Origin of the sequence: Saccharothrix sp. NPDC042600 (genome assembly GCF_040647305.1) — a bacterium.
Lineage (GTDB): Bacteria > Actinomycetota > Actinomycetes > Mycobacteriales > Pseudonocardiaceae > Actinosynnema > Actinosynnema mutabilis.
On sequence record NZ_JBEZBW010000001.1, the window covers coordinates 477,701 to 499,233 of the forward strand.

A 21,533-nucleotide genomic window follows, 5' to 3' on the forward strand; every position below is an offset into this window, starting at 1 on the left:
ACCGGGGCGGTTGTTGTCCCGGTCGCTCCACGTCCGTCGTGATCACCAAGAGTGGCGGCGACCGGCACCTTTGCGGGTTGCGTTCGACGGCAAGTTGAGATGCGGAAAACGCAAGTGCTACTTCGTCCAGCGTCGGTAGCGTCGCTTGGTTGGCCCGCTGGGGGGCCGTGAGCCTCACCGCGGCGACACACCGGCCAAGATTCGGAGGGCGCGCCGCTCCCGTTACGCTGTGTGCTGGTCCGGTCACTGGGACTATCTATCCGGTGTGGGGGAGGAGGCGGTCATCATGGGCAGCGCCGACTCGGTGCGCCGCTGCTCCTGCGGCACCCGGCTCGCCCGTGACAACCGCAGCGACCGCTGCAGCGCCTGCGCCCGTGCCGGACGCCGCCAACTCGCCACACCGCCCAGGGTGCCCGCCGAGTTCTGGGACCACCCCGACCTACGCGCTGCTCTCACCGCCCGCGACATCGGTGCGGTCATCCGCGCTTACCGCAAACACCCTCACCACGCTCAACCCATCCGGCAGGAGACCGCCGCAGCCTGGATCAACCTCTCGCCGACCCGACTGAGCCGGGTCGAGAACGGTGAACCCGTCAACGACCTCGCCAAACTCATTCACTGGGCGCACCGCCTCGGCATCCCGCACCACCTCCTCTGGTTCCACATGCCCACCGCGCGGCTCGTGGAGCGAGTACGTGAGCGACCAGGGAATCCCCACCTGCGCAACCGCTCAGGGCAGCCGGATCGTCGGTCGACGGCCGCCCGCTCAACCGGAACAGAACTGGCGGACGGCGCCGTCGCGCCTTCCGCAGGTTCCGTATCCGGCTTCGTGTTGGCGCTGAGCAGACAGGCCGCCGAGCTCACGCAGGACCAGTTGGCCGAACTCCTCGGTGTGGACGTCGACACTGTGCAGGGGTGGGAGTCGGGACGACACCCGCTGGCCGCGGTCGGCAGCGGTGAGCTGCTCAGGCTGAGCGCCCGCTTGACCCGGGCCGGGGCGCCGGCGTCGACGAGGCGTCACCTGAACGACGCGATCGAGGCCGACCTGGTGCTCGCGACCGGGATCACGGCCGGTGCCGCATGGGTGGACGCGACAGATCACCCCCTCGCCGCAGCGGTGCACCGCAAGAACATCACCAACCTAGTGACCTGGCCTTTCACCGGACACACCCCGCCTCAACTGGCGGAGTTGGTGCAGGCAGAGCCTCGGCAGGACCTGATCGGCCAACCGCCGTGGCTGCAATCGGACGAACGCGCGCGGTTCTTCGACCACCTGCTGTTCATCGCGGAACGGGCGGCCCACGCCGGGGAGCCGCTGCTGCGACGGCAGGCGGTGTATCTGCTCGGCTTCGACCAGCGCCGACAGGTGGGCGACTGGCTGCGCGGCGAATGGCACCGGGTCGGCCGCATGGTCCCCACGGAAAACGACATCACCGGACTGTTCGAAGCACGCTCCGCCTCCGTCGCCCTGGCCTCCACCGGCGAAGGCGAGCACATCCACGACTTCGTGGACCGGACGGCCGGCACGCGGGCCGAGGCCGCCAACCTCAACTACTGGGCCTACTGGATCGGTGAACTCGGCGACGTGCGGACCGACGACTCGTTCATGAACGATGCAGACACCCGAAGCTGGAACGGCGGCGCGCTCCTGTCCCACCTGACCCGACGCCTCGACCCGGACGCACCCCACCTCCCGCTGAACCTGCACACCCTGCACGCCCTGGTCGCCTCACGACCGGCCCTGCTCGACGCACGACCACGCCTACGCGCCTCGCTCACCGAGTCCCTGGACAAGCTCGCGACCGGCGATACGTTGACCCGGTCCGGCCGCGACCAGGTCGCCGGCCTGCACTACGCCCTCCGCATCACCGGCCACTAGGGAGAACACGTGACCGACGACGCCTCTGCCCTCGCCGCCTTCGGCTACGAACTCGGCGTGCTCAAGCGCATGCGCCGCACAGGGTGGTGGCACGCAGGCGTCCGCGACCCCGAATCCGTCGCCGAACACACCATGCGCGTCGCCCAACTCGCCGCGCTCATCGCAGCCGAGGAAGGGGCCGACCCGGCCCGGGCCTCCTTCCTCGCGCTGTGGCACGACACCCAGGAGACCCGGACCGGCGACCTGCCCCACACCATCAGCGGCTACATCACCAAACCTGACCCGCAGGCCATCACCGCCGACCAGACCGCGAAACTCCCACAACGCTCCCGCGACGCCGTACGCGACGCCGTGGCCGAGTACGAGGCCAAGGAGTCAGCCGAAGCCCGGTGCGCCAGCGACGCCGACAAGCTGGAGATGCTGCTCCAGGCCGTCGAGTACCGCGACACCGGCGTGAAACGCGTCGACGGCTGGATCGACTCCGCCCGCAAAAGCCTCAAGACCGAGACCGCACGTCGAATCGCCGAAGCCGCGGTGACGCTCTCACCGCTGGCCTGGCGGGATCGGTGACGTTCAAAACTCGCTCAAGTGGAGAGCGAGTCCGTGATCGAGGAGCTAACCGCGTGACCGAAGCCGACGGGATGCGTGACCACTGGTGGTGGAGGCCCGGCTGGAGGGCCGGTCGATCGTTCTACACCTGGCACGTCACCTTCGCCGACCAGGCCGGCGCGCAGCGCCTCGTCGTCGCCTACGCCCCGGTGCTCGCGGCGCTTCCCCAGTTGGACCCGATTCCGGTTCGCTGGCTGCACCTGACATTGCAGGGGATCGGTTTCACCGACGAGGTGGATCGACAGGACGTCGAGCGCATCGTCGAGGCGGCGCGCAAGCGTTGCGCCGAGTTGGAGCCGATCACCGCCGTCATCGGGCCGGCGCACGTCGATCCCGAGACCGTTCAGATGCCCGTGCGCCCGCTTGAACCGCTGGCGGATCTGCGCCTGGCCATCCGCGCCGCGATCGGCGACGTCTGGGGAGCCGACAACGTCCCCGAACCCGAGGCGGGGTTCCGGGCGCACGTGACCCTGGGCTACTCGAACACCGCCGGCCCGATGGGCCCGATCCGGCAAGCACTCGACGCCGAAGCCGAACACACCGCCGAAGTCGTCATCTCCTCCGTGTCGTTGATCGATCTGAACCGGGATCACCAGGCGTACGAGTGGACCGACGTGGCGACGGTGTCGCTTGGGGTCGGCGACACCGCGGGACTCGACCACCAGGGATAGCGCAGCCAGGTGGAGCCACCCTGCCGCACGGCGCCACACCACCGCGGGAGGTCACCCATATCGGGTGGTCAGTCGTTCGGGTCCGCCTGATCGAGCGACTGTCGTCACGGTGTCGCGGAACTAGCGTCGGGACGGGCGGTCCGGCTTGAACGCGGAGGTGGGTGGAGATGCGTGGTGGGCCCTGGGTGGTGCTCGCGCTCGTTGGTGGGCTTGTGGGTGCGGTCGTGCCGGCGGTGGTTGGTGATCGGCAGGTCGCGGTGGAGGTGATGGCGAAGCGGACGCTGATGTCGGCGGTGGCGAACATCGCCGTGGGAGCCGGGTTCGTCAGCGGCGGCGAGTTGACGGCGCCCGCGGGTCGGGCGAAGGTCGGGGACGGGTTCTCCCACTGTGGCGTGTTGTCGGTGTCCGCGTCCGTGCCGCCGTCGATCACGGCGCACTGCACGTCCACCTTCAAGCTCCAGGACGGCGAGTTGCACCTGTCGTCGCTGCGCACCTACAAGTCCCTCGACGCCGGGTTCGACGACACGACCATCTCGGTGGTCGGCGGCACCGGCAAGTACGCCAACGTGCGCGGCGAGGGCAAGGTCACCCGCGCCACCTTCGCGGACCGGGCGGACGTGGGCTACCGCTTCACCTTCACGCTCATGGAACAGTGAGCAGTTCGCCGCCGACGGGCGCGGCCGGGGCTCGGCGGTTGTCCACGACCACCAGTTCCGGGCGGTCCCCGGCGCGCCACTGCCCACCGGCCAGCGGAACCCGTGCCACACCGGGGGCCGGGCCACCGGTCCAGTCCAGCGTCCCGGCCATCGACTCCAGCCGCAGACCGGCCAGCACCTCGGCGGTGCCCGATCGGGAGTCCGCGGCGGTGGCGGCGTGGCAGGCCACCTCCAGTGCGGCGTGGGCCATGCCCAGCGGTTGCAGCCACGGCGTCCCGGTGGCCGTCTCGTAGGCGGCGGCCAGGTCCCGGCCGGCGCCGTCGCGGTGTTCGGGCGTCCAGTAGACGATCGTGGCGACACCGTCCAGCAGGTCGTGCGCGGCCACGCTGAACGGGTAGGTCAGCCAGCGGGAGCAGGTGATCAGCCGGGGTCGGGCGTGCCGCACGGCCGCGGCCAGGTCGGCGGCGGTCGCGGCGGACGTCACCACGTCCACGTCGGCCAGGTCGGGCAACTCGCCCGCGTGCTCGCGGTAGGGCAGGTCGACCAGCACGTGCCCGCGCGCCCGAGCCACGGGCCGGAACCACCGGCGTGACGCGTCACCCTGCGTGCCGTCGTTCCACAGGCAGCCCACCCGTCGCACCGGTCCCAGGTGCTCCCACAGGTCGGCGAACACCTCGGCGATGTCGTCCACGCCCCAGCTGAAGTGGAACGCCCAGCCAGGCCGGTGGTCGTCGTCGAACACCTCGGCGTGGAACACCTGCCACGGCAACGTCGTGGACACGCACGGCACTTCCCGTTCAGTGCACGCGCGTGCCACCGCGGGCAGCGTCTGCGTGCCGCCCAGCGTCACCACCACCCGCACACCGGCGTCGGCCAGCGACAACGCTGCGGCGCGGGCGCCGTCGGGCGTGGAGGCGCTGTCACGCACCACCACGTCCACCGGCCACGGCAGGACGCGGGCGACGAAGTCCAGCGGCACGCCCAACGGGGCGAGCCTCCCGGTCGCCGCGAGGACGACCCCGATCACCGGTCGTGGCACGGCGCGCACCGTACCGACGGCCCGGTCACCACGATCCAGCGATCCCCACGTTCGGGCGGCCCTCGGGTTCGGACGTGATGATATTCATCATGTCGTGTCGTCATCGGGTTTCGCGCGGTAGCGGTCGGGCAGTCCAGCTTGCGAAGTGGTGAGCGTGGAAGGGTGCCCGGTGACGCGTTCTGACGATGCCGAACTCCCGTGGGCGACGGCGGCCCCGGCCGACCTGTTCGCCGTGGACGACGAGGTCGGCCCCGACCTCGCCCGGGTGGACTGGGCCGCCACCGCGCTCGGTCACCCGTCCGGGTGGCCGCAGAGCCTGCGGACCGCGGTGAGCATCCTGCTGTCGTCGCGGTTCTCGATGTGGTTGGCGTGGGGTCCGGAGCTGACGTTCTTCTGCAACGCCGCCTACCGCCGGGACACGCTGGGGCGCAAGTACCCCTGGGCGTTGGGCCGCTCGGCGAGCGAGGTGTGGGCCGAGATCTGGACCGACATCGGCCCGCGGATCGAGACCGTGCTGACCACCGGGCAGGCGACCTGGGACGAGGCGTTGCTGCTGTTCCTGGAACGGTCGGGTTACCCGGAGGAGACCTACCACACCTTCTCCTACAGTCCGCTGCGCGACGACGACGGTGTCGTGGTCGGCATGTTGTGCGTGGTCAGCGAGGAGACCGAGCGGGTCGTCGGCGAGCGGCGGATGGCGACGTTGCGGGACCTGGGTTCGGACCCCAGCGCGGTGCGCACGGAGGAGGAGACGCTCGCGTTCTCCTGCCGCCAGCTCGGCCGCAACCCGCGCGACCTGCCGTTCACCGCGACCTACCTGTTCCAGGACGACGGCGGCGCCCGGCTGGCGGGGGTGACCGGGATCGCCGCCGGCCACCCGGCCGCGCCGCCGGTGCTGGCACCGGACGACCCCGACGGCGTGTGGCCCTTGGCGGCCTTGCGGGGCGAGTCGGTGCTGGTGGAGCTGGCCGGGCCCGGGTTCGCCGCGTTGCCGGGCGGGGACCGGTCGGAGCCACCCACGCAGGCCCTGTTGGTGCCGCTCCAACAGCAGGGCGGCACGCCCCACGGGTTCCTGGTGGCCGGGTTGAACCGCTACCGGCCGCTGGACGAGGCGTACCGGGGGTTCGTCGAGCTGGTCGCCGGGCACGTCGCGGCCGGCATCGCCAGCGCCCGCAGCTACCAGGCCCAGCAGCGGCGCGCGGAGGAGCTGGCCGAGCTGGACCGGGCCAAGACCGCGTTCTTCTCCAACATCAGCCACGAGTTCCGCACCCCGTTGACCCTGATCATGGGTCCGGTGGAGGAGCTGCGCGACCGGTTGGCGGAGTCCGACCCGCAGGCGCGGGACGAGCTGGACGTCGTGCACCGCAACGGACTGCGGCTGGGCAAGCTGGTCAACACGTTGCTGGACTTCTCGCGCATCGAGGCCGGCCGGATGCGCGCCGGTTACGAGCCGGTCGACCTGGCCGCGGTCACCGCCGAGCTGGCCAGCGTCTTCCGCTCGGCGATCGAGAAGGCCGGGCTGGGCTTCGACGTCGACTGCCCACCGCTGCCCGAGCCGGTCTACCTCGACCGCGGCATGTGGGAGAAGGTGGTCCTCAACCTGCTCAGCAACGCGCTGAAGTTCACCTTCGAGGGCTCGATCGGGGTCTCCGTCCGCGCCGTCGACGGCGAAGCGGTGGTCACCGTCGCGGACACCGGCATCGGCGTGGCGCCCGACGAGATGCCGAGGCTGTTCGAGCGGTTCCACCGCATCGAGAACGCCCGTTCCCGCTCGAACGAGGGCAGCGGGATCGGGCTGGCCCTGGTGCGCGAGCTGGTGGACCTGCACGGAGGCACCATCACCGCCGAAAGCACGGTCGCGCGGGGCACCCGGTTCACGATCCGGCTGCCCTTCGGCTCCGCGCACCTGCCCGACGACGCCCTGCTGCCACCGGGGGAGGCACGCTCGACGGTGTCCACGACAGCGGGCCCGTACGTGCAGGAGGCCCTGCGCTGGCTGCCGGACGGGCGCGACGGCGCGGACGTGCCGCTCGCGGCGGGACCGGGCGTCGCGGTGCCGGCGACGGTGCTGGTCGCCGACGACAACGCCGACATGAGGGAGTACCTCACCCGGCTGCTGTCGGGCGCCGGCTACGAGGTCCGGGCCGTCGACGACGGTGTGCGGGCCCTGGAGGCGATCCGGGCGCAGCACCCCGACCTGGTGGTCAGCGACGTGATGATGCCCCGCCTGGACGGTCTGTCCCTGGTGTCGTCGTTGCGGACCGATCCGCGCACGGCGGCGGTGCCGGTGCTGCTGCTGTCCGCGCGCGCCGGCCAGGAGGCGTCGATCGAAGGGCTGCAGGCGGGCGCGGACGACTACCTGGTCAAGCCGTTCGCCGCGGCCGAGTTGCTGGCCCGCGTGCGGGCGAACGTCGAGCTGTCGCGGCTGCGCAACCACCACGCCCGTTGGCGCACCGCGCTGATCGACTCCCTGCAGGAGGCGTTCTTCGTCTGCGACGAGGACGGCGCGGTCGTGGAGATCAACACCGCGTTCACCGACATCCTCGGCTACGGCCCCGAAGGCCTGCCCTACCGCCCCACCCACCCCTGGTGGCCCGACGCCGACACCGATCCCGAGGGCTACCGGCGCGTCGCCGACGCCTTCGCCGGCCTGGTCAACCGCGACAGGGGCACCTACACCCTCCCGGTCACGCACCGGGACGGGCGCCTGTTGTGGGTCAGCGTCATGTTCAACCCGGCTCAGGACCCCGACACGGGGCGCACCGTCGTCGTGGGCACCTTCCGCGACGTCACCGCCGAGCACTACGCCATCCAGCGCGACACCGCCCTGGCGGCGCTGAGCATGCGCCTGTCCCGGGCGTCCAGCCTGGCCGAGGCGCTGACCGGAGCCCTGGAAGCGCTCAAGGACCTGTGGCGGGCGCGGTCCGTCGTCGCCGCCGTCTTCACCGGCCGGGGCGAGCCGATCGTGACCGGCACCGACCCGGACCTGTCCTGGGACGGCCTGACCGAGCAACGCCGGCGGACCCTCACCGCGCTGCGCGAACGTCCGGCGTTGAGCCCGACCGACGGCAGCGCGTCCGGCGCCGGCATCACGCTGGAGCACCCCGCCGGCACCATGACCCTCTGGCTCGACCTGGGCGACCACCGGCCGTTCACCGACCAGGACCAGCTCCTGCTGTCCCTGCTCGCCGGGCACCTCGCCCAGGGGCTGGCCCGCGCCCACCAGATCGACCAGCAACGCGAGACCGCCCTGGCGCTGCAGCGCGCCATCCTCGGCCCGTCGGAACTGCCGAACGGCTTCGCCGTCCGCTACGAGCCCGCGGCCCGGCCACTGGAGATCGGCGGGGACTGGTACGACACCGTCGCCCTGCCCGACGGCCACATCGGCGTCGTCGTCGGCGACTGCGTCGGTCGCGGCCTCGAAGCCGCCGCCGTCATGGGCCAGTTGCGCAGCGCCTGCCGCGCTCTGCTGCTGCAGGACATCGGCCCCGCGCGCACGCTCATGGCCCTGGACCACTTCGCCGCCACCCTCCCCGGCGCGATGTGCACCACCGTGTTCTGCGGCGTGCTGGACCCGGCGACCGGCCGGTTGACCTACTCCAGCGCCGGTCACCCGCCCGCCCTCGTCGCCGCCCGCGACGGCACCACCCGGTTGCTCGACCAGGGGCGCTCCACGCCGCTCGCGGTGCGGCCCGGTCACCCGCGCCCCGAAGCGGAGTGCGTCCTGCCGCCCCGCTCCACCGTGCTGGTCTACACCGACGGGCTGGTCGAGCGCCGCCGCCGCTCGCTGACCGAAGGCATCGACCAGGCGGGTGAAGCCGTCCAGGACGGCCGGGACACCCCGCTCGACGACCTCGCCACCCGGGTGATGCGCCGATTGGCCCCACCCGGCGGCTACGACGACGACGTCGCCCTGCTGCTCTACCGCCACCCCGCCCCGCTGGAGCTGACCTTCCCCGCCGAAGCCGGGCAGCTCGCGCCCGTCCGCAAGCTCCTGCGCACCTGGTCGAACCAGTGCGGGCTGTCCCCGGAAGCGGTCCAGGACGTGCTGCTGGCCGCCGGCGAGGCCTGCGCCAACTCCATCGACCACGCCTACCGCGACGCGGTGCGCGGGACCGTTCGACTACGAGCCGAGGTCGTGGCCGACACCCTGCACCTGACCGTGGCCGACAACGGCAGTTGGCAGACGCCCCGGCCCGAGGCCAACCCCGACCGCGGACGCGGAGTGGCCATCATGCGGGCGATGATGCAGCACGTCACGATCACCCGCGGTCCCGCCGGCACGACGGTCGACATGTCCACGAGGATCTCCTGATGACCACGTCACTGACGTTCAACTCGGTTCGCCGCCCGGACGGGGCCACAGTCCTCGAAGCAGTGGGCGAGATCGACATGAGCAACAGCGCCGCCTTCGCCGCGGCCCTGGACTCGGCCCTCGACGGCGCCGACGGTCACCTCGTGGTGGACCTGACCGGGGTGGAGTACCTCGACAGCGCCGGACTGAGCGTCCTGTTCGCCCGCGCCGACCGCATCCACATCACCGCCACACCACTCCTGGCCCCCGTCCTGACCATCTCGGGACTGACCGACATGACCACCGTGCACGGACTACAAGCCCCCGCCGACGACGACCGGCGACCTTAGGAGCGCCGCGCTCAGCCGTCACCCGGCGACGGCTTGCGGTCCGTGGACCGTGCACCGATCAGGTTTTCGCGCCGCGCCCGTCTGTATGTGCGAGATCGGCTCACGGGAGGCATGACGCCATGCGGAAACTGACCTTCGGCATGAATGTGACCCTGGACGGCTACATCGCCGCGCCCGGCGACGACCTGGGCTGGAGCGGGGGTGACGGCCCGGACTCGTCGCCGAGCGAGGAGCTGTTCCAGTGGTGGTCCGACCGGGTGGCGGCGACGGACTTGGCGCTGTACGGGCGCAAGCTGTGGGAGGCGATGAGTCCCCACTGGCCGACCGCCGACCGGCAGCCCGGCGCCACCCCGGCGGAGAAGGAGTTCGCCCGCCGCTGGCGGGACATGCCGAAGGTGGTGTTCTCCTCGACGATCGACAAGGTCGACTGGAACACCCGCTTGGTCACCGGCGACGCGGTCACCGAGATCACGCGGCTCAAGGCGGAGGACGGCGGGCGCATGGACATCGGCGGCGCGACGCTCGCCGGGGCGGCCATGCGAGCTGGGCTGATCGATGAGTACGTGCTGGTCACCGTGCCGGTCCTGGTGGGCGGAGGCACGCCGTTCTTCACCGCGCTGGACAGTTGGGTGAACCTGACCCTGGTGGAGACCCGGACGTTTCCCGGCGGTGTGCTGTTGACCCGGTACGAGACGAGGCGGACGTGATCACAGGGTCGGCGGCAGGCCCAACCACGGTTTGCCGGCGGCGTCGAACCCGGTCATCTCGGCGATCTTCCCTCCGACGATGCGCAGGACCGCGATGGCGAACAGCCGGTACTCGGGGTCGTCGGGGGTGCGCAGGTAGAGCCCGGCGGCAGGCATGAGGTTGACCGTCGTGGCGATACCGCGCCAGTCGTCGTGGCCGGGTTGGAAGAGCCCGCCGGTGAGCCAGCCCTCCACCGCGTCCTTGGCCGTCGTGGTGGTGGTGCCGGCGTCGGGGAGCATCGCGAAGCGCAGGTCGTGGCGCAACAGGGAGATCAGCCCGTCGAGGTCGTTGCGCTCGTGGGCTTCGATGTAGGACTTCACCACGTCGCGCTCGTCGTTCGACAGCTCGTGCGCGGGGCTGCGCCAGTCGAGGCGGCGGTCGGGCGACTGCTCGCGCATCGTCCCGCGTGCCCGCTGCAACGCGCTGGTCACCGACGCGAGGGTGAGGTCGAGGGCGTCCGCGGCCTTCGGTGCCGGCCAGCCCAGAACGTCGCGCAGGATGAACACCGCCCGTTGCCGTGGTGGCAGGTGTTGGACGGCGACGATGAACGCCAACTCGATCGTCTCACGCGTGACCACGGACTCCTGCGGGTCCTCGGGCAGCATCCGGTCGGGGTACGGCTGTAGGTACAGCACCTCGGAGCCGGACAGCCCGAACGGCACGGGTGTGCGGTCGTTGCGCTTGTCCAGGAAATCGAGGCAGGCGTTCGTCGCGATCCGGTACAACCAGGTCCGCAGGGCGGCGTGCCCCTTGAACGACTCCCGCTTGTGCCAGGCCCGCAGGAACGTCTCCTGCGTCATGTCCAGGGCGTCCTCGTAGTTGGCGAGCATGCGGTAGCAGTGCACTTGCAGCTCACGCCGGTAACGCTCCGTGAGCATGGCGAACCGAGCCGAATCGCCCGAGCGCGCCACCGCGATGAACGTGGCGTCGTCGGTGCTCAGCGGTCCAGCGTCGGTCATGGCCGTCAATCCTTCCACCGGTGCGAGAGGGCTGCCGGAACCGACGACGTGGCGGAGCATTTCTGATCGGTGCAGCCGCTGATGAGTGCCGCGCCGGGCTTTCCGCGTAGTAGTACTCATGTCGCGGCGGTGTTCGTGGCGCGATGATCAGCGGCGTGGGGAGACGTCAGCGGGTTCTGGTCGCATCGTTGGTAGGCGCGTTGGTGGGCGTCGGTGCGCTGGTGAGTACGAGCGTGGTCGTGGTGGTCCCGTGTGACGGCGAGGGCTTGGGCTGCCTGGGGTGGTTGGTGCTCGTGATCTACACCTATCCGGTTGTGGGGTGGTTGCTGGGCTGGCTGTTGCTGCGCCGGCTGGGTGTCGTGCGACCGTGGCTGACCGCAGCGTTCGGGATGGTGCTGTCGGTCGTCGGGGTGCTCGTGTGGGTGCGGTGGCATCCGGTCGGGATCGTGCTGGCGGGTGCGGCCGGGTTCCTGGTCTCGGCGTTCGTTGTGGACGCGGTCGAGCGGTGGCTGGACGGGCCGCGCGAGGCAGGCCAAAGGCCCTAGCGACTGCTCGGGGTGGTCCGTCCTGCCCCGACCTCCGTGTCACCGACGACTTCCCCGCACCCGGCTCGCGCTCGCCCTCTGCACGTCGCTCACAGCGCCCAAGGCGGTCGTGCCGGCCCACCGCGCGAGTCCGGTCAGCGGGAGTCACGGACCGATTCCCTCGACCGGGTGCGGACAGTTGCGCGCATGACGAGTGGCATCACGCGCTCCCGGCTGCGGGGGTGTGCGCCGGATCCTGTCACCCGCCGGTGGGAAGCGTGGGGAGCTTCACGGGCGCGCCGTCGTGCTGGCCTCCCGTGCAGACTGCTCCGCTGCCGTCCCCGTTGGGCAGCGGCAAGCCACCGCCCAAGAGGCACTCCACGACGGTGACTTCATCGGGCTCGGCCATCGCCGTCCCGGCGCTCGCCGCCACCGCGCCCATCACCAGTGCGGCCGTAGCCAGCAGCGTTGTCGTGAACCGCTTCACGATTGCCTCCTTGTGCGCTGCTTGTCAGCTTGCTCCTCCGCTTTCCGGACCGGGGCGCGACGCCTGCGGAGTTCACTCCGCCGAGCGACGAGATGTCACCCTGCAGTCGGGGAAGACCGCAGGGGAGTGAGGCGTCGTGTGCCGCCGTGGACACGCCGGACCCGCGATTGCCGATCGTCGTGCGGACGGCCCGACTCGTGGCGTCGTCAGGCGGCGAAGTGCGCCTTCACGGTCGCGATCTCCTGGACGAAGAGGGCTTCCAGGTCATCGAGGAAGCCGGCCGGCGCGCCGGGGACCACGCGGAACTCGCGTTCCCAGTCGATGAAGCTGCGGCCCGGTTCGTTCGTCACCGGCCGGACCCGGTAGGTGGCCACGTAGTCCACGATGAACAGCACCTGCGCGACCGAGCGGTAGGTGAGCGAGCGGTCGGTCTCCGAGCGGCCGACGACTTCCTCCTCGGCCAGGTCGTGGTTGGGCAGGAGGGTGAACTCGAACGTCGACGGAACCTTCTTCGCCGAGCCGCCGTGGGTCCAGTGGGCGTTCTCGATGCCCTCGCCGAACACGATGTCGAGCAGCACCATCATGTCCCGGACCTTCGCCCACACCTCGTCGGCGTCCGCGTCGAGGACGGCGGAGTGGTAGACGGAGTACTTCGGCGACAGGGCCATGGTGGTCTCCTAGTGCGTCGCGAGCACTTCGCGGGAAGCGCCGCACGGGCGGGCCGCGGGGTGCGTGCCCAGTTGACCAAGTCGTCGAACCCCGACGTCGTGTTACCGGACAACGCCACCGCACCCCCCTCAGTCGAGCACGCAGCCGCCCAACTCCGCACCGCCGGCTGACGAAGAGACCCGGCACCGCGCGCCGAAGCAAGACCGACGTCGCAGAGTGGTGTCCCGGCAGTTGCGCTGGAAATGCACGACGACAAGGACCCGCGCACTGCGCGAGTTTCTCTTGAGCTCGACCTTGCCTCCAACGCCCCGTGCCACGATCCGGGCGACCACGAGGCGAGGGTGCAGGTGCTCGACTCACTTGCCCGGGCTCAGCGGGACACTGCTTCAGGCGATCCCAGCTGAAGATGTCACCTCGACTGGCCCTGGAGTGACGGGCTGAGGTGGATCCGCGCGGGCGCTCGTCAGACTGGCGGTTGTTGGTCGAGCAGCCCGACGGGGTCGTTGCCGTAGGCGACCATCCAGCCGGGTTCGATGCGGTAATAGATGCTCTCGTCCCAGAACGGGTCGTCGCTGTCGCCGTCGTAGTGGTTGACGAGGTGGTCGCGGATCGCCGGCCAGGTCGGGTCGCTGCTGGTCCCCTCGGGGTTGAGCGGAACGGCGTGTCCGTGCGTGAAGATGCCGAGCTGCTCGCCGCGCATGAAGGTCGCGCTGATGCCGGGCCGTGCCGCGAGGTGACGGGCTTTGGCGGCTTGGCGGTGGGTGCCGACGATCCACCGGCCGTGCAGGAAGTGCCCGTCGGCGCCGCTGATGCGCGGCTCACCGCGCCGGGTGACCGTGGCGATGGCCAGGGTGCACATGCCTTGGCAGACCCGGACGACCTGCTCGGCGTTCAAGGTGCTCTCACCTGGCCGGATGATCGATTTGAGGTGGCTGCTGGAGCCGGCCAGCGACGTGTCGAGCAGGACTTGGAGGCTGTGGAGCTCGTCGGGGGTTTCGAACACTCGGCTAGTCAATCAGCTCCCACCGACAGTGTCGGTCCAGTAGCGGATGCGGTCCCACGACACCTCGCCGAACCGGCTGGCACCTGCATCGCGAACTCCGGTAGTTGCGGGTTCGGCGAAGGAGGCCATGTAGGTGATCACGCGCACGACCGCCGGCGGACCGAAGGTCGTCACCGATGCCGGCGAGCGGGCGGGCCGTGACCTCCTCGGCCACGGGTCGGATCGCGATCGGCCGGTGGGTGGCAGAACCGGTGGTCGACAAGTACGTCCTGTGGGTGACCGGCACGTCCGGCGCTCGGCGAGCACAGGTGCCATGGCCTGGTCGACCGCGCCGGTCAGCCGCTTGTGTCACGCCCGCAGCAACGTCTGGGAGTGCAGCTTACGCCGGTAACGTTCCGTGAGCACGCCGAACCGAGCCGAATCACCCGAGCGCGCCACCGCGATGAACGTGGCCTCGTTGACCAGTCGGCGTGTCGGCCGGGACGTGCCCGGCCGACACGGTGCCGCCTACGCCTTGTGGATGATCCAGTGCTGGTCGACCCGAGCGGGCTCGCACGGTGTGAGGATCAGTTCCTTGTAGACGCCGTTGTGCGTGATGCACTGGCCGGTGTCGCGCAACTCGAACAGCCAGGAGTGGTAGTTGTCGTAGGACGTGCCCTTCCACCGCTGGTCGGGAGCGCCGTTGCACGGCCGGCCCGCCAACTTGCCGTCGACCGAGGTCACGCACCAGTCGTACTTCACGCTCCTGATGGTGCCGTCATCGGAGATGTACCACTTCTGGTTGTCCTCGTCGTGGCGCGGGTGGGGGATGATCGGGAACTCGGGGTCCCACGCCCAGTTGGTCTGGTCCCACACGTCGTTCGGCCGGGCGACGCTCTCGATGGTCCACACGTCCTGCGGCGCATCGGGTGGTGCGGCGTTGGAAACCGGTGCGATGAGCAGCGCCGAGGCGGCCACGGCGACGACGGCGGCGACTCTTCCGAAGATCATTGCTTTCCTCTCGGTGGCGATTTCACTTGCACCTCCGAGTAAAAGCGCAGATCAGGCCCGCCGCGCTGCCGGGACAACCAAGGTGGCGTCAAACAACACTGTCCGGTCGGAGCGGAGGCTGCGACGGTCACGGACGCGGGAGGTGGCGGCATCCCATCGGGGGCTTCAGGGCGGTAGATGGTGTGGCTTCATCATGGGGGTCTGGCGTGGACGGACTGGCTGTGTTGAGCAAGAGGCACTGCCGCGATGACTCGGCGCGCACCAGGCCGGAACCAAGGGGTGTGACAGCGTCGTTACGCTGTGTGCTGGTCACGCTGTAGCAGCGGGCCTGTGGAAAGGGCCGGTGGGGGAGGAGGCGGTCGTCATGGGCGGCACTCACTCGGTGCGCTTCTGCTCGTGCGGCACCCGCCTGGCCCGTGACAACCGCAGCGACCGCTGTAGCGCCTGCGCCCGTGCCGCACGCCACCACCCCACCACGCCGCCCGAGGTACCCACCGAGTTCTGGAACCACCCCGACCTGCGCGCTGCCCTGGCCGCCCGCGACATCGGCGCTGTCATCCGCGCCTACCGCAAACACCCCCACCACGACCGGCCCATCCGCCAGGAGACCGCAGCGGCCTGGATCAACCTCTCGCCGACCCGACTGAGCAGGATCGAGAACGGCGAACCCGTCAACGACCTCACCAAGCTCACCCGGTGGGCGCACATTCTCGGTATCCCGCACCACCTTCTCTGGTTCGGTATGCCGGCCGTTCACACAGCGAGCGGACCATCGCCAACTGCCGTGCGAGCGTCACCGGAAAGCGTCCTTGTGCCGAAGGTGACCAGCGGTGCTGCGGCAGGCAGCGACGATGCCGAGCGGGTGCGGGCGCGCCTTGACTCGTTGCTGTCGGGCGCAGTGTCGCCCGCTCGGCTGGAGATGGTCGAGCAGCGGGTTCTCGACCACTTGACGCAGTACACCCGCGCAAGTCCGACCGAAGCCCTGGCATTTCTCATTCCCGATCTCGCGGACGTCCACGCGGTGGCCGCGCGCCGTCATCCGGTCGCGGTCCACCGAACCTTGTCCACGGCGATCACCATGCTGACGTTGCTGGCAGCCGACGCACACATGAAGCAAGGGTTGGTCGTCGACGCGCGACGCTGGTACCGCACGGCCCTGTTGTCCGCCCGTGACGGCGACGACCCACTACAAGCCGCGCTGGTGCTGGCCCAGCAGACCATGCTCGCCTACTACTACGAGACCCCGGAACAGGCGATCAACCTGGCGCGTCGCGCCCGGAAGCTTGCCGCCGGCGCACTGTGCGATGCCGCCGCGCTCGCCGCTGCCGCCGAAGCCCGTGCACTGGGCAAGCTCGGCGACGTCGGCGGTGTCCACCAGGCACTGGCGGACGCCCGCCGTCTGACCGACCGGCTTGCCGAGCTTCGCGCAGACGATGATCCCTATGTCGCCTACCGCTTCAACCACGGCCGGCTCGCGCTCTACACCTCCGGCGCGCTGTCCAACCTCGGCGACGTCGCTCACGCGCAGGAAGCACAGGATCAAGCCCTGAAGACCTACGCGGCCGACCCCCGCCTGGTGATCGATCCAGCGCTGATCAGCCTGGACCGCGCGTACGTCCAGACCACCGCAGGTGATCCGGCCGGTGGCGCCGACCTCGCCGTGGCCACGCTCAGCGGCCTCGAACCTGCTCACCGCACAGCCGTCGTACTCACCCGCGCCCGCGACGTCGTCACCGCCGCCGAAGCCCTTCCCGGCCACCACGGAAACGTGAAGCAGGCAGTGCAGCAGCTCCGTGAACTCACGTCGGTATGACCGTGCCGCAGCGTGAGCATTCTCAAAGCACGACCGCGACCGACATGACCCCACAGACATCGGCCAATTCGGCTGTCAGGACACTGGAACGGTGACATCAGGTCCGTACGAGGCGGCTACGCACGACTTCACCGTCACCACCACCCGACCGCTGTTGGAACAGGCATGTCGCATCGCCGGCCTGGACAGCAGCCGAACCCGAGTGCTGCGCCACCACAGCAACGCCGTCTACCTGGTCGGCGGCCCGGCCCAAGAAGTCGTGGTCAAGATCGGGCGTCCCGGACGCGACCCGCAGCAGGACTTGCGCAACGCCCAAGCCCTGGTCGAACTCACCGAATGGCTCACCGGCCACAACATCCCCACCATCACCTTGCTCGACACACCACACCAACCGCTGTTCATCAACGACCATGTGGTCACGCTGTGGCACTACCTGCCCCAACCACAGCCGATGACCACACAGGCGATCGCCGCACCACTGCGCGCCCTGCACGAGGCGCAACTCCCCTCGATCCCACGTCCACCGCTCGACCCGCACGCCGCGATCACGCGATCCCTCACCGCAAGCCGCATCCTCACCGACAAACAACGAAGCCTGCTGCTCGAACGCCTCGAACGTCTGATGCCTGCGTGGACAACCTTGTGCTCGACATCGGATGCCCGCCTCGTCCACACCGACCCCCAACACCGCAACACCCTGTGGCGGCACCCACTCCAGCGGCCCGGTCAGCAAGCCGCCAGTAGGGCCGTGTTGTGCGACCTGGACGACATAACTCTCGGCCCCGTCGAATGGGACCTGGTCACCATCGAGATCCACCACCGCCGTTTCGGTCACCCGGAAGCCGACTACGACGCCTTCTGCCGTGCCTACGGTCGAGACATCCGCGATTGGCCGGGCTACTCGGACCTTCGCGAGCTGCGCGAACTGCGCATGGTCACCACGAACGCACGGAAGTCTCCGCCGAACACCGCCCAGGCCGCAGAAGTCCACCGCCGCATCAACGGACTCGACGACGCTCCCGACAAGCGCTGGCAGCTTCTCTGATCCGGCGTACGGCGTTCGGCAAGGACCGTGGTGAGGCACAACGGTTCGAGCTGGGACTGGGCGCGCTGGTCAGCGACGACCCGGCGGCGAGCCTGCCCGCCGTCCTGTCCTGGCCCTACCGCGCCCTGCCGGACGAGCAGCGCACGATGTTCAGCCCGCCGGATGTCGCCTGCACACCGCCCCACACCGCCGACCGCCTTCTCAACCCGCACCGCGACCCGATCGACCTCGACCCGCCCGTGCCGGGCGCAGCGCCGGGGCGGCCGGCCGACCCGTTGGCCTGGTTCGACGCCGAGCACCGCTGCCTGCGGGAAGCCCTGCACGCCGCCGCGGACCGGCCGCGCGCGGTTGGCGGCTCACGTGGGCGTTGACGACGTTCCAGCAACGCCGCGGCTGTTGAACACCGTCGGCTGGTTGACCGTCCGCCTGGGCTGGCACGCGAGGCCCGCGACCGGTGCCGGGCGGCGCTGGCCCTGCACCGGCGACACGGGGACACCGCCAGCGAGGCGACCATCCCGGACAGCCTGGGCTACGTCCACCACCAGCTCGGCCACCCGCTGGCCGCCCTGGGCCGTCACGACGAGGCGGGGGCGGTCTGGCGGGAGCCCGGGCGCAGGGCCGCGACGCCGACGCGCGCCGGGTGCGGGGGCAGCTCGACGCGCTGGGCGCAGAAGGACCACCTGCCAGATCCGGGGTGACCGCATGCGTCACGCGAGGGTAATGCGCACCACTGGTTCTTTATTCGCCGAAGTACCTGGACCAGCAGGTCCGCAGCCCGGCTGAGCGAAACCCGCGACCAAGAGCTGAAACAACTTCGGGCAAGTGACCGGCTGCCTTCCGCAATCAAGCGGTCAGCAATGGGGTTTCACTCGATCGTGTCGTCGGTTCGGCACTAACGAATCAGCGCAGCGGCCGATGGACAGTAAAAGACCGTAATCGTCTCGTGACTCACCGGGTGAATCCACCGGCTGCCGCGGCGCTCTCCGACGTGCAACCCGACCAACCTCGATGGGGAGGCCTCGATGGACATCAAACCGCGTGGAGCCGACGAGCCGGTGCACGACGAGGAAGCGTACGTCGAACCGCCCGGCTGGCCGCAGTGGCTGCTCGACCGGCACGGTGCCACCGTGTTGCGGCAGGCGGACACGTTGCGCGACGGCGATCTCGGCGGTGTCCGCACCACCGTCTACCGCACGGCGGCGCTCCTGGTCCCGAACGACTTCATCGCCGATCTGCTCGACCCGATCAACGTGGTGTTGCAGGAGGTCGGGATGATGCTGGTGCCACCGGAGGTGTCGCTTGAGGACGCGGTGGCGCCGTTGACCGCCTGGCTGCCCGGCGACGGGTACGAGGCCGGCCCGGTCGAGCGCGAGATAGTGTCCGGCGCGGCGCTGTGCGAGCACATCCGGTCCGTTCCCCGCGCCGTGGGCGTGCAGCGGGCCGACGACGACGAACGACTTCGACGCGACACGGCCACCCCCGTCGACGCGTGGAGGGCCCTGCGGCACATCCGGGCCGCGCTGCGGAAGGGGAAGTTCGAGAAACTCCCGCACGAGCAGCGCGAGGCGGTGGAGCGGATCTCGCTGGATCACCTCGTGCAGGGCGCGCAGTTCGGCGGTGTCCCGATGTACGACCCGGCCACCAAGGGCAACGCGCTGTTGGGCGGGTTCCCCGGCGGTGGGTACTTCCCGGAGGGACGCCACCCGGTCGCCCAAGTGCCGTGGCAACCGGTGCGCGACGCCAAGTGGGCCGGCCGCCGCCCGGTGGTGGCGGTGCTCGACACCGGCGTGTGCGCGCACCCCTGGTTCACCACGTCACCCGCCTTCACGGCCACACCGCCCGGCGACGGGTTCCTGAACGTCTACGTGCCCACGGTGCAGGACATCAACAAGCACATCGCGAAAGTGCAAGGGTTCCCGCTGACGAACGTGCTGCTCAGCGGCGAGGACGGGCCCTGCTACACCGACCCGATCGGATCGCTGGTCAACGCCGCGTGGGGGCACGGCACCTTCATCGCCGGCCTGATCCACCAGGCGGCGCCCGACGTCGACGTGCTGTCGGTCCGGGTGCTCCGGGCGGACAACGTCGGCTACGAAAGCGATGTGCTGCTGGCGTTGAACCTCCTGCACGCCCGCAACGTCGAGGCCCGGAAGGAGGACGGGAGCGCGGAGGAGATCGCTGCCCGCAGGAAGTTCCTGGTCGACGTGGTGTCGCTGTCGCTGGGCTACTACGACGAGACGTGGCTGACCACGCGGCGGGCCCTGTTCCTCGACGCGGTCAAGCAGTTGGTCGAGAGCGGGGTGATCGTGCTGGCGGCGGCGGGCAACGACGCGACCACGCGGCCGTTCCTGCCCGCGGCGCTCCGGGTCCCCTCGACGCAGTGGGCCGGTCCCGACGTCGTCGGTGTCGGCGCGCTCAACCCCAACGGCACCGTCTCGTGGTACGGCAACGGGGGCGACTCGGTGAGCGTGCGGGCGCCCGGGACCTGCCTGGTGAGCACCTTCCCGCCGACCGACAAGGGCGCCGTGGCGCCGACCATGATCACCCACGGCAGGCAAAGCGTGGACTACGACGACTTCGGCAGCGGGTTCGCCGTGTGGAGCGGGACGTCGTTCGCGACGCCGGTCGTGGCGGCGAAGCTGGTGAAGGACCTGCTGGCCGAGAAAGACGGGGCCGTCAACTCCATCGACGCGGGGCTGACGCGCGATCTGGCCGAACGCGTCGTCGCGAAGCTGGTCGCGGAACCGTGACCGCCGAGGCGACGGGGGAGGGCCGCCGGGCCGCGGTGCTGCTGGAAGCGGCGCGGTCCGGCGATCGCGACGCGCTCAACGCCCTGGTGCGACAGGTGTCGCCGATGCTGTGGCACGTGGCACGCGCCCAGGGGCTCGACCGCGACTCGTGCTTCGACGTGGTCCAGCACGCCTGGATCGCACTGCTGGGAGCGCTGCCCGGCATACGCACGCCCGACGCGTTGATCGGCTGGCTGGTGACGGTGACGCGACGGGAGGCCTGGCGCCTGCTCCGGTCGCAGCGCCGATCCGCCCCCGTGGACACCGACGCGTTGGCCGAGACGCCTCATGCCGATCCGACGCCGGAGGAACGCCTGGTGGCCGCGGAGGCCGACCTCGAACTGTGGACCACGCTCAAGCGGTTGCCCCCGCGCTGTCAGCAACTGCTGCGGATCGTCGCCTTCGTGCACCGGCCGAGCACGGTTCAGGTCGCCTCCGTCCTCGGCGTGGCACGGGGCAGCGTCGGACCGTTGCGCGGTCGATGTCTGAAGAAGCTCCGCTCCCTGCTGACCGCGGACACCGAGACGGGTGGTGCGCTCGATGAGCACCGATGACGTGCACGGGCGGCAAGGGGATGCCGAAGATCTGGCGGTGCTGCGCGACGTCCAAGCGCTGTGGGAGATCGCGGACCCGATGCCGCCGGAGCTGACCGAGGTGGTCGAGTTCGCGCTGGAGCTCGCGAAAGCCGACAGCGAGGTCCTCCAGGCCGCGGTTCACCAGGACCTCCCCGCCGCGCGTGGGGACGAACGGACGCGACTGGTCACGTTCGACGGCGCGGGCATCACGGTGATGGTCGACATCGCTTTGAGCGACGACGGAACCGCGCGGGTGGACGGGTGGCTCACCCCCGCCGCGCCCCACCGGGTCGAGCTGCGCAGGAGAGGGGGACCGTTGGAGGTCACCGCCGACGAGCGCGGCAGGTTCGCGTTCGACCGGGTGCCGCGCGGGATGGTGCAACTGGTCGTGCACGCCGACCGAACGGTCACGACCCCCGTCATCGTGGTGTAGG

Annotated in this window: 20 protein-coding genes; 14 read left to right on the plus strand and 6 right to left on the minus strand. The window is 70.3% G+C overall.

Annotated features, from left to right (window positions below):
* The first annotated feature begins 286 nt into the window (after positions 1-286).
* The 4 genes from AB0A74_RS01805 (at position 287) to AB0A74_RS01820 (ending at position 3,815) form a co-directional block, all read left to right on the plus strand.
* A complete protein-coding gene (locus tag AB0A74_RS01805; RefSeq protein ID WP_358246987.1) occupies positions 287-1,879 on the plus strand; it encodes a helix-turn-helix domain-containing protein in 1,593 nt (530 codons plus the stop codon).
* 9 nt (positions 1,880-1,888) lie between these two features.
* Positions 1,889-2,449, plus strand: a complete 561-nt coding sequence (locus AB0A74_RS01810) for an HD domain-containing protein (RefSeq protein ID WP_358246988.1) — start codon at positions 1,889-1,891, stop codon at positions 2,447-2,449.
* 53 nt (positions 2,450-2,502) lie between these two features.
* Positions 2,503-3,159 carry a 2'-5' RNA ligase family protein gene (locus tag AB0A74_RS01815; RefSeq protein ID WP_358246989.1) on the plus strand — a complete coding sequence of 219 codons (657 nt, stop codon included), beginning with the start codon at positions 2,503-2,505 and terminating at the stop codon, positions 3,157-3,159.
* A 224-nt stretch (positions 3,160-3,383) separates the two neighbouring features.
* Positions 3,384-3,815: a hypothetical protein gene (locus tag AB0A74_RS01820; protein ID WP_358246990.1), complete on the plus strand. Its 432-nt coding sequence runs from the start codon at positions 3,384-3,386 to the stop codon at positions 3,813-3,815.
* Here AB0A74_RS01820 and AB0A74_RS01825 read toward each other — a convergent pair.
* Positions 3,802-4,854, minus strand: a complete 1,053-nt coding sequence (locus AB0A74_RS01825; RefSeq protein WP_358246991.1) for an ABC transporter substrate-binding protein — start codon at positions 4,852-4,854, stop codon at positions 3,802-3,804. The genes AB0A74_RS01820 and AB0A74_RS01825 overlap by 14 nt on opposite strands.
* A gap of 169 nt (positions 4,855-5,023) precedes the next feature.
* Here AB0A74_RS01825 and AB0A74_RS01830 point away from each other — a divergent pair, with 169 nt between their 5' ends.
* The 3 genes from AB0A74_RS01830 to AB0A74_RS01840 all read left to right on the plus strand — a co-directional run bounded on the left by AB0A74_RS01830 (position 5,024) and on the right by AB0A74_RS01840 (position 10,205).
* The gene (locus AB0A74_RS01830) at positions 5,024-9,169 is read left to right on the plus strand and encodes a SpoIIE family protein phosphatase (RefSeq protein WP_358246992.1); all 4,146 of its coding nucleotides are present in this window, start codon (positions 5,024-5,026) and stop codon (positions 9,167-9,169) included.
* Complete coding sequence (locus AB0A74_RS01835) at positions 9,169-9,498, plus strand: STAS domain-containing protein (protein WP_358246993.1); 330 nt, start codon at positions 9,169-9,171, stop codon at positions 9,496-9,498. Before AB0A74_RS01830 ends, AB0A74_RS01835 begins: the two co-directional genes overlap by 1 nt.
* A gap of 119 nt (positions 9,499-9,617) precedes the next feature.
* Entirely contained in the window at positions 9,618-10,205 is a 588-nt protein-coding gene (locus tag AB0A74_RS01840) for a dihydrofolate reductase family protein (protein WP_358246994.1), read from the plus strand.
* Here the strand turns inward: AB0A74_RS01840 and AB0A74_RS01845 are convergent, their stop codons facing one another.
* Positions 10,206-11,204, minus strand: coding sequence for an RNA polymerase subunit sigma-70 (locus AB0A74_RS01845; RefSeq protein ID WP_358246995.1), 999 nt, complete (start codon positions 11,202-11,204; stop codon positions 10,206-10,208). It abuts the gene before it with no gap.
* Between the two features lie 221 nt (positions 11,205-11,425).
* Between AB0A74_RS01845 and AB0A74_RS01850 the strand changes: the two genes are divergently transcribed.
* Positions 11,426-11,749, plus strand: coding sequence for a hypothetical protein (locus tag AB0A74_RS01850; RefSeq protein WP_358246996.1), 324 nt, complete (start codon positions 11,426-11,428; stop codon positions 11,747-11,749).
* A 238-nt stretch (positions 11,750-11,987) separates the two neighbouring features.
* Here AB0A74_RS01850 and AB0A74_RS01855 read toward each other — a convergent pair whose 3' ends face one another.
* The 4 genes from AB0A74_RS01855 to AB0A74_RS01870 all read right to left on the minus strand — a co-directional run bounded on the left by AB0A74_RS01855 (position 11,988) and on the right by AB0A74_RS01870 (position 14,877).
* A complete protein-coding gene (locus tag AB0A74_RS01855) occupies positions 11,988-12,215 on the minus strand; it encodes a hypothetical protein (protein ID WP_358246997.1) in 228 nt (75 codons plus the stop codon).
* Positions 12,216-12,421: 206 nt separating this feature from the next.
* On the minus strand, positions 12,422-12,883 hold the full coding sequence (locus AB0A74_RS01860; protein WP_358246998.1) for an SRPBCC family protein: 462 nt from the start codon (positions 12,881-12,883) through the stop codon (positions 12,422-12,424).
* A 464-nt stretch (positions 12,884-13,347) separates the two neighbouring features.
* Positions 13,348-13,887 (minus strand): pyridoxamine 5'-phosphate oxidase family protein, encoded by a 540-nt coding sequence (locus AB0A74_RS01865; RefSeq protein ID WP_358246999.1) that lies wholly within the window; start codon positions 13,885-13,887, stop codon positions 13,348-13,350.
* A gap of 507 nt (positions 13,888-14,394) precedes the next feature.
* Positions 14,395-14,877 carry a ricin-type beta-trefoil lectin domain protein gene (locus AB0A74_RS01870; protein WP_358247000.1) on the minus strand — a complete coding sequence of 161 codons (483 nt, stop codon included), beginning with the start codon at positions 14,875-14,877 and terminating at the stop codon, positions 14,395-14,397.
* Positions 14,878-15,220: 343 nt separating this feature from the next.
* On the opposite strand from AB0A74_RS01870, the gene AB0A74_RS01875 reads away from it, so the two are divergent.
* The 6 genes from AB0A74_RS01875 (at position 15,221) to AB0A74_RS01900 (ending at position 21,532) form a co-directional block, all read left to right on the plus strand.
* Complete coding sequence (locus AB0A74_RS01875; RefSeq protein ID WP_358247001.1) at positions 15,221-16,690, plus strand: helix-turn-helix transcriptional regulator; 1,470 nt, start codon at positions 15,221-15,223, stop codon at positions 16,688-16,690.
* 91 nt (positions 16,691-16,781) lie between these two features.
* A complete protein-coding gene (locus AB0A74_RS01880; protein WP_358247002.1) occupies positions 16,782-17,735 on the plus strand; it encodes a phosphotransferase in 954 nt (317 codons plus the stop codon).
* Between the two features lie 146 nt (positions 17,736-17,881).
* Positions 17,882-18,106: a hypothetical protein gene (locus tag AB0A74_RS01885; protein WP_358247003.1), complete on the plus strand. Its 225-nt coding sequence runs from the start codon at positions 17,882-17,884 to the stop codon at positions 18,104-18,106.
* A 651-nt stretch (positions 18,107-18,757) separates the two neighbouring features.
* Positions 18,758-20,485: a S8/S53 family peptidase gene (locus AB0A74_RS01890; RefSeq protein WP_358247004.1), complete on the plus strand. Its 1,728-nt coding sequence runs from the start codon at positions 18,758-18,760 to the stop codon at positions 20,483-20,485.
* Positions 20,482-21,078 (plus strand): sigma-70 family RNA polymerase sigma factor, encoded by a 597-nt coding sequence (locus AB0A74_RS01895; RefSeq protein WP_358247005.1) that lies wholly within the window; start codon positions 20,482-20,484, stop codon positions 21,076-21,078. The genes AB0A74_RS01890 and AB0A74_RS01895 overlap by 4 nt, the downstream gene beginning before the upstream one ends.
* Positions 21,065-21,532, plus strand: coding sequence for a hypothetical protein (locus AB0A74_RS01900; protein WP_358247006.1), 468 nt, complete (start codon positions 21,065-21,067; stop codon positions 21,530-21,532). The genes AB0A74_RS01895 and AB0A74_RS01900 overlap by 14 nt, the downstream gene beginning before the upstream one ends.
* Position 21,533 lies beyond the last annotated feature (1 nt).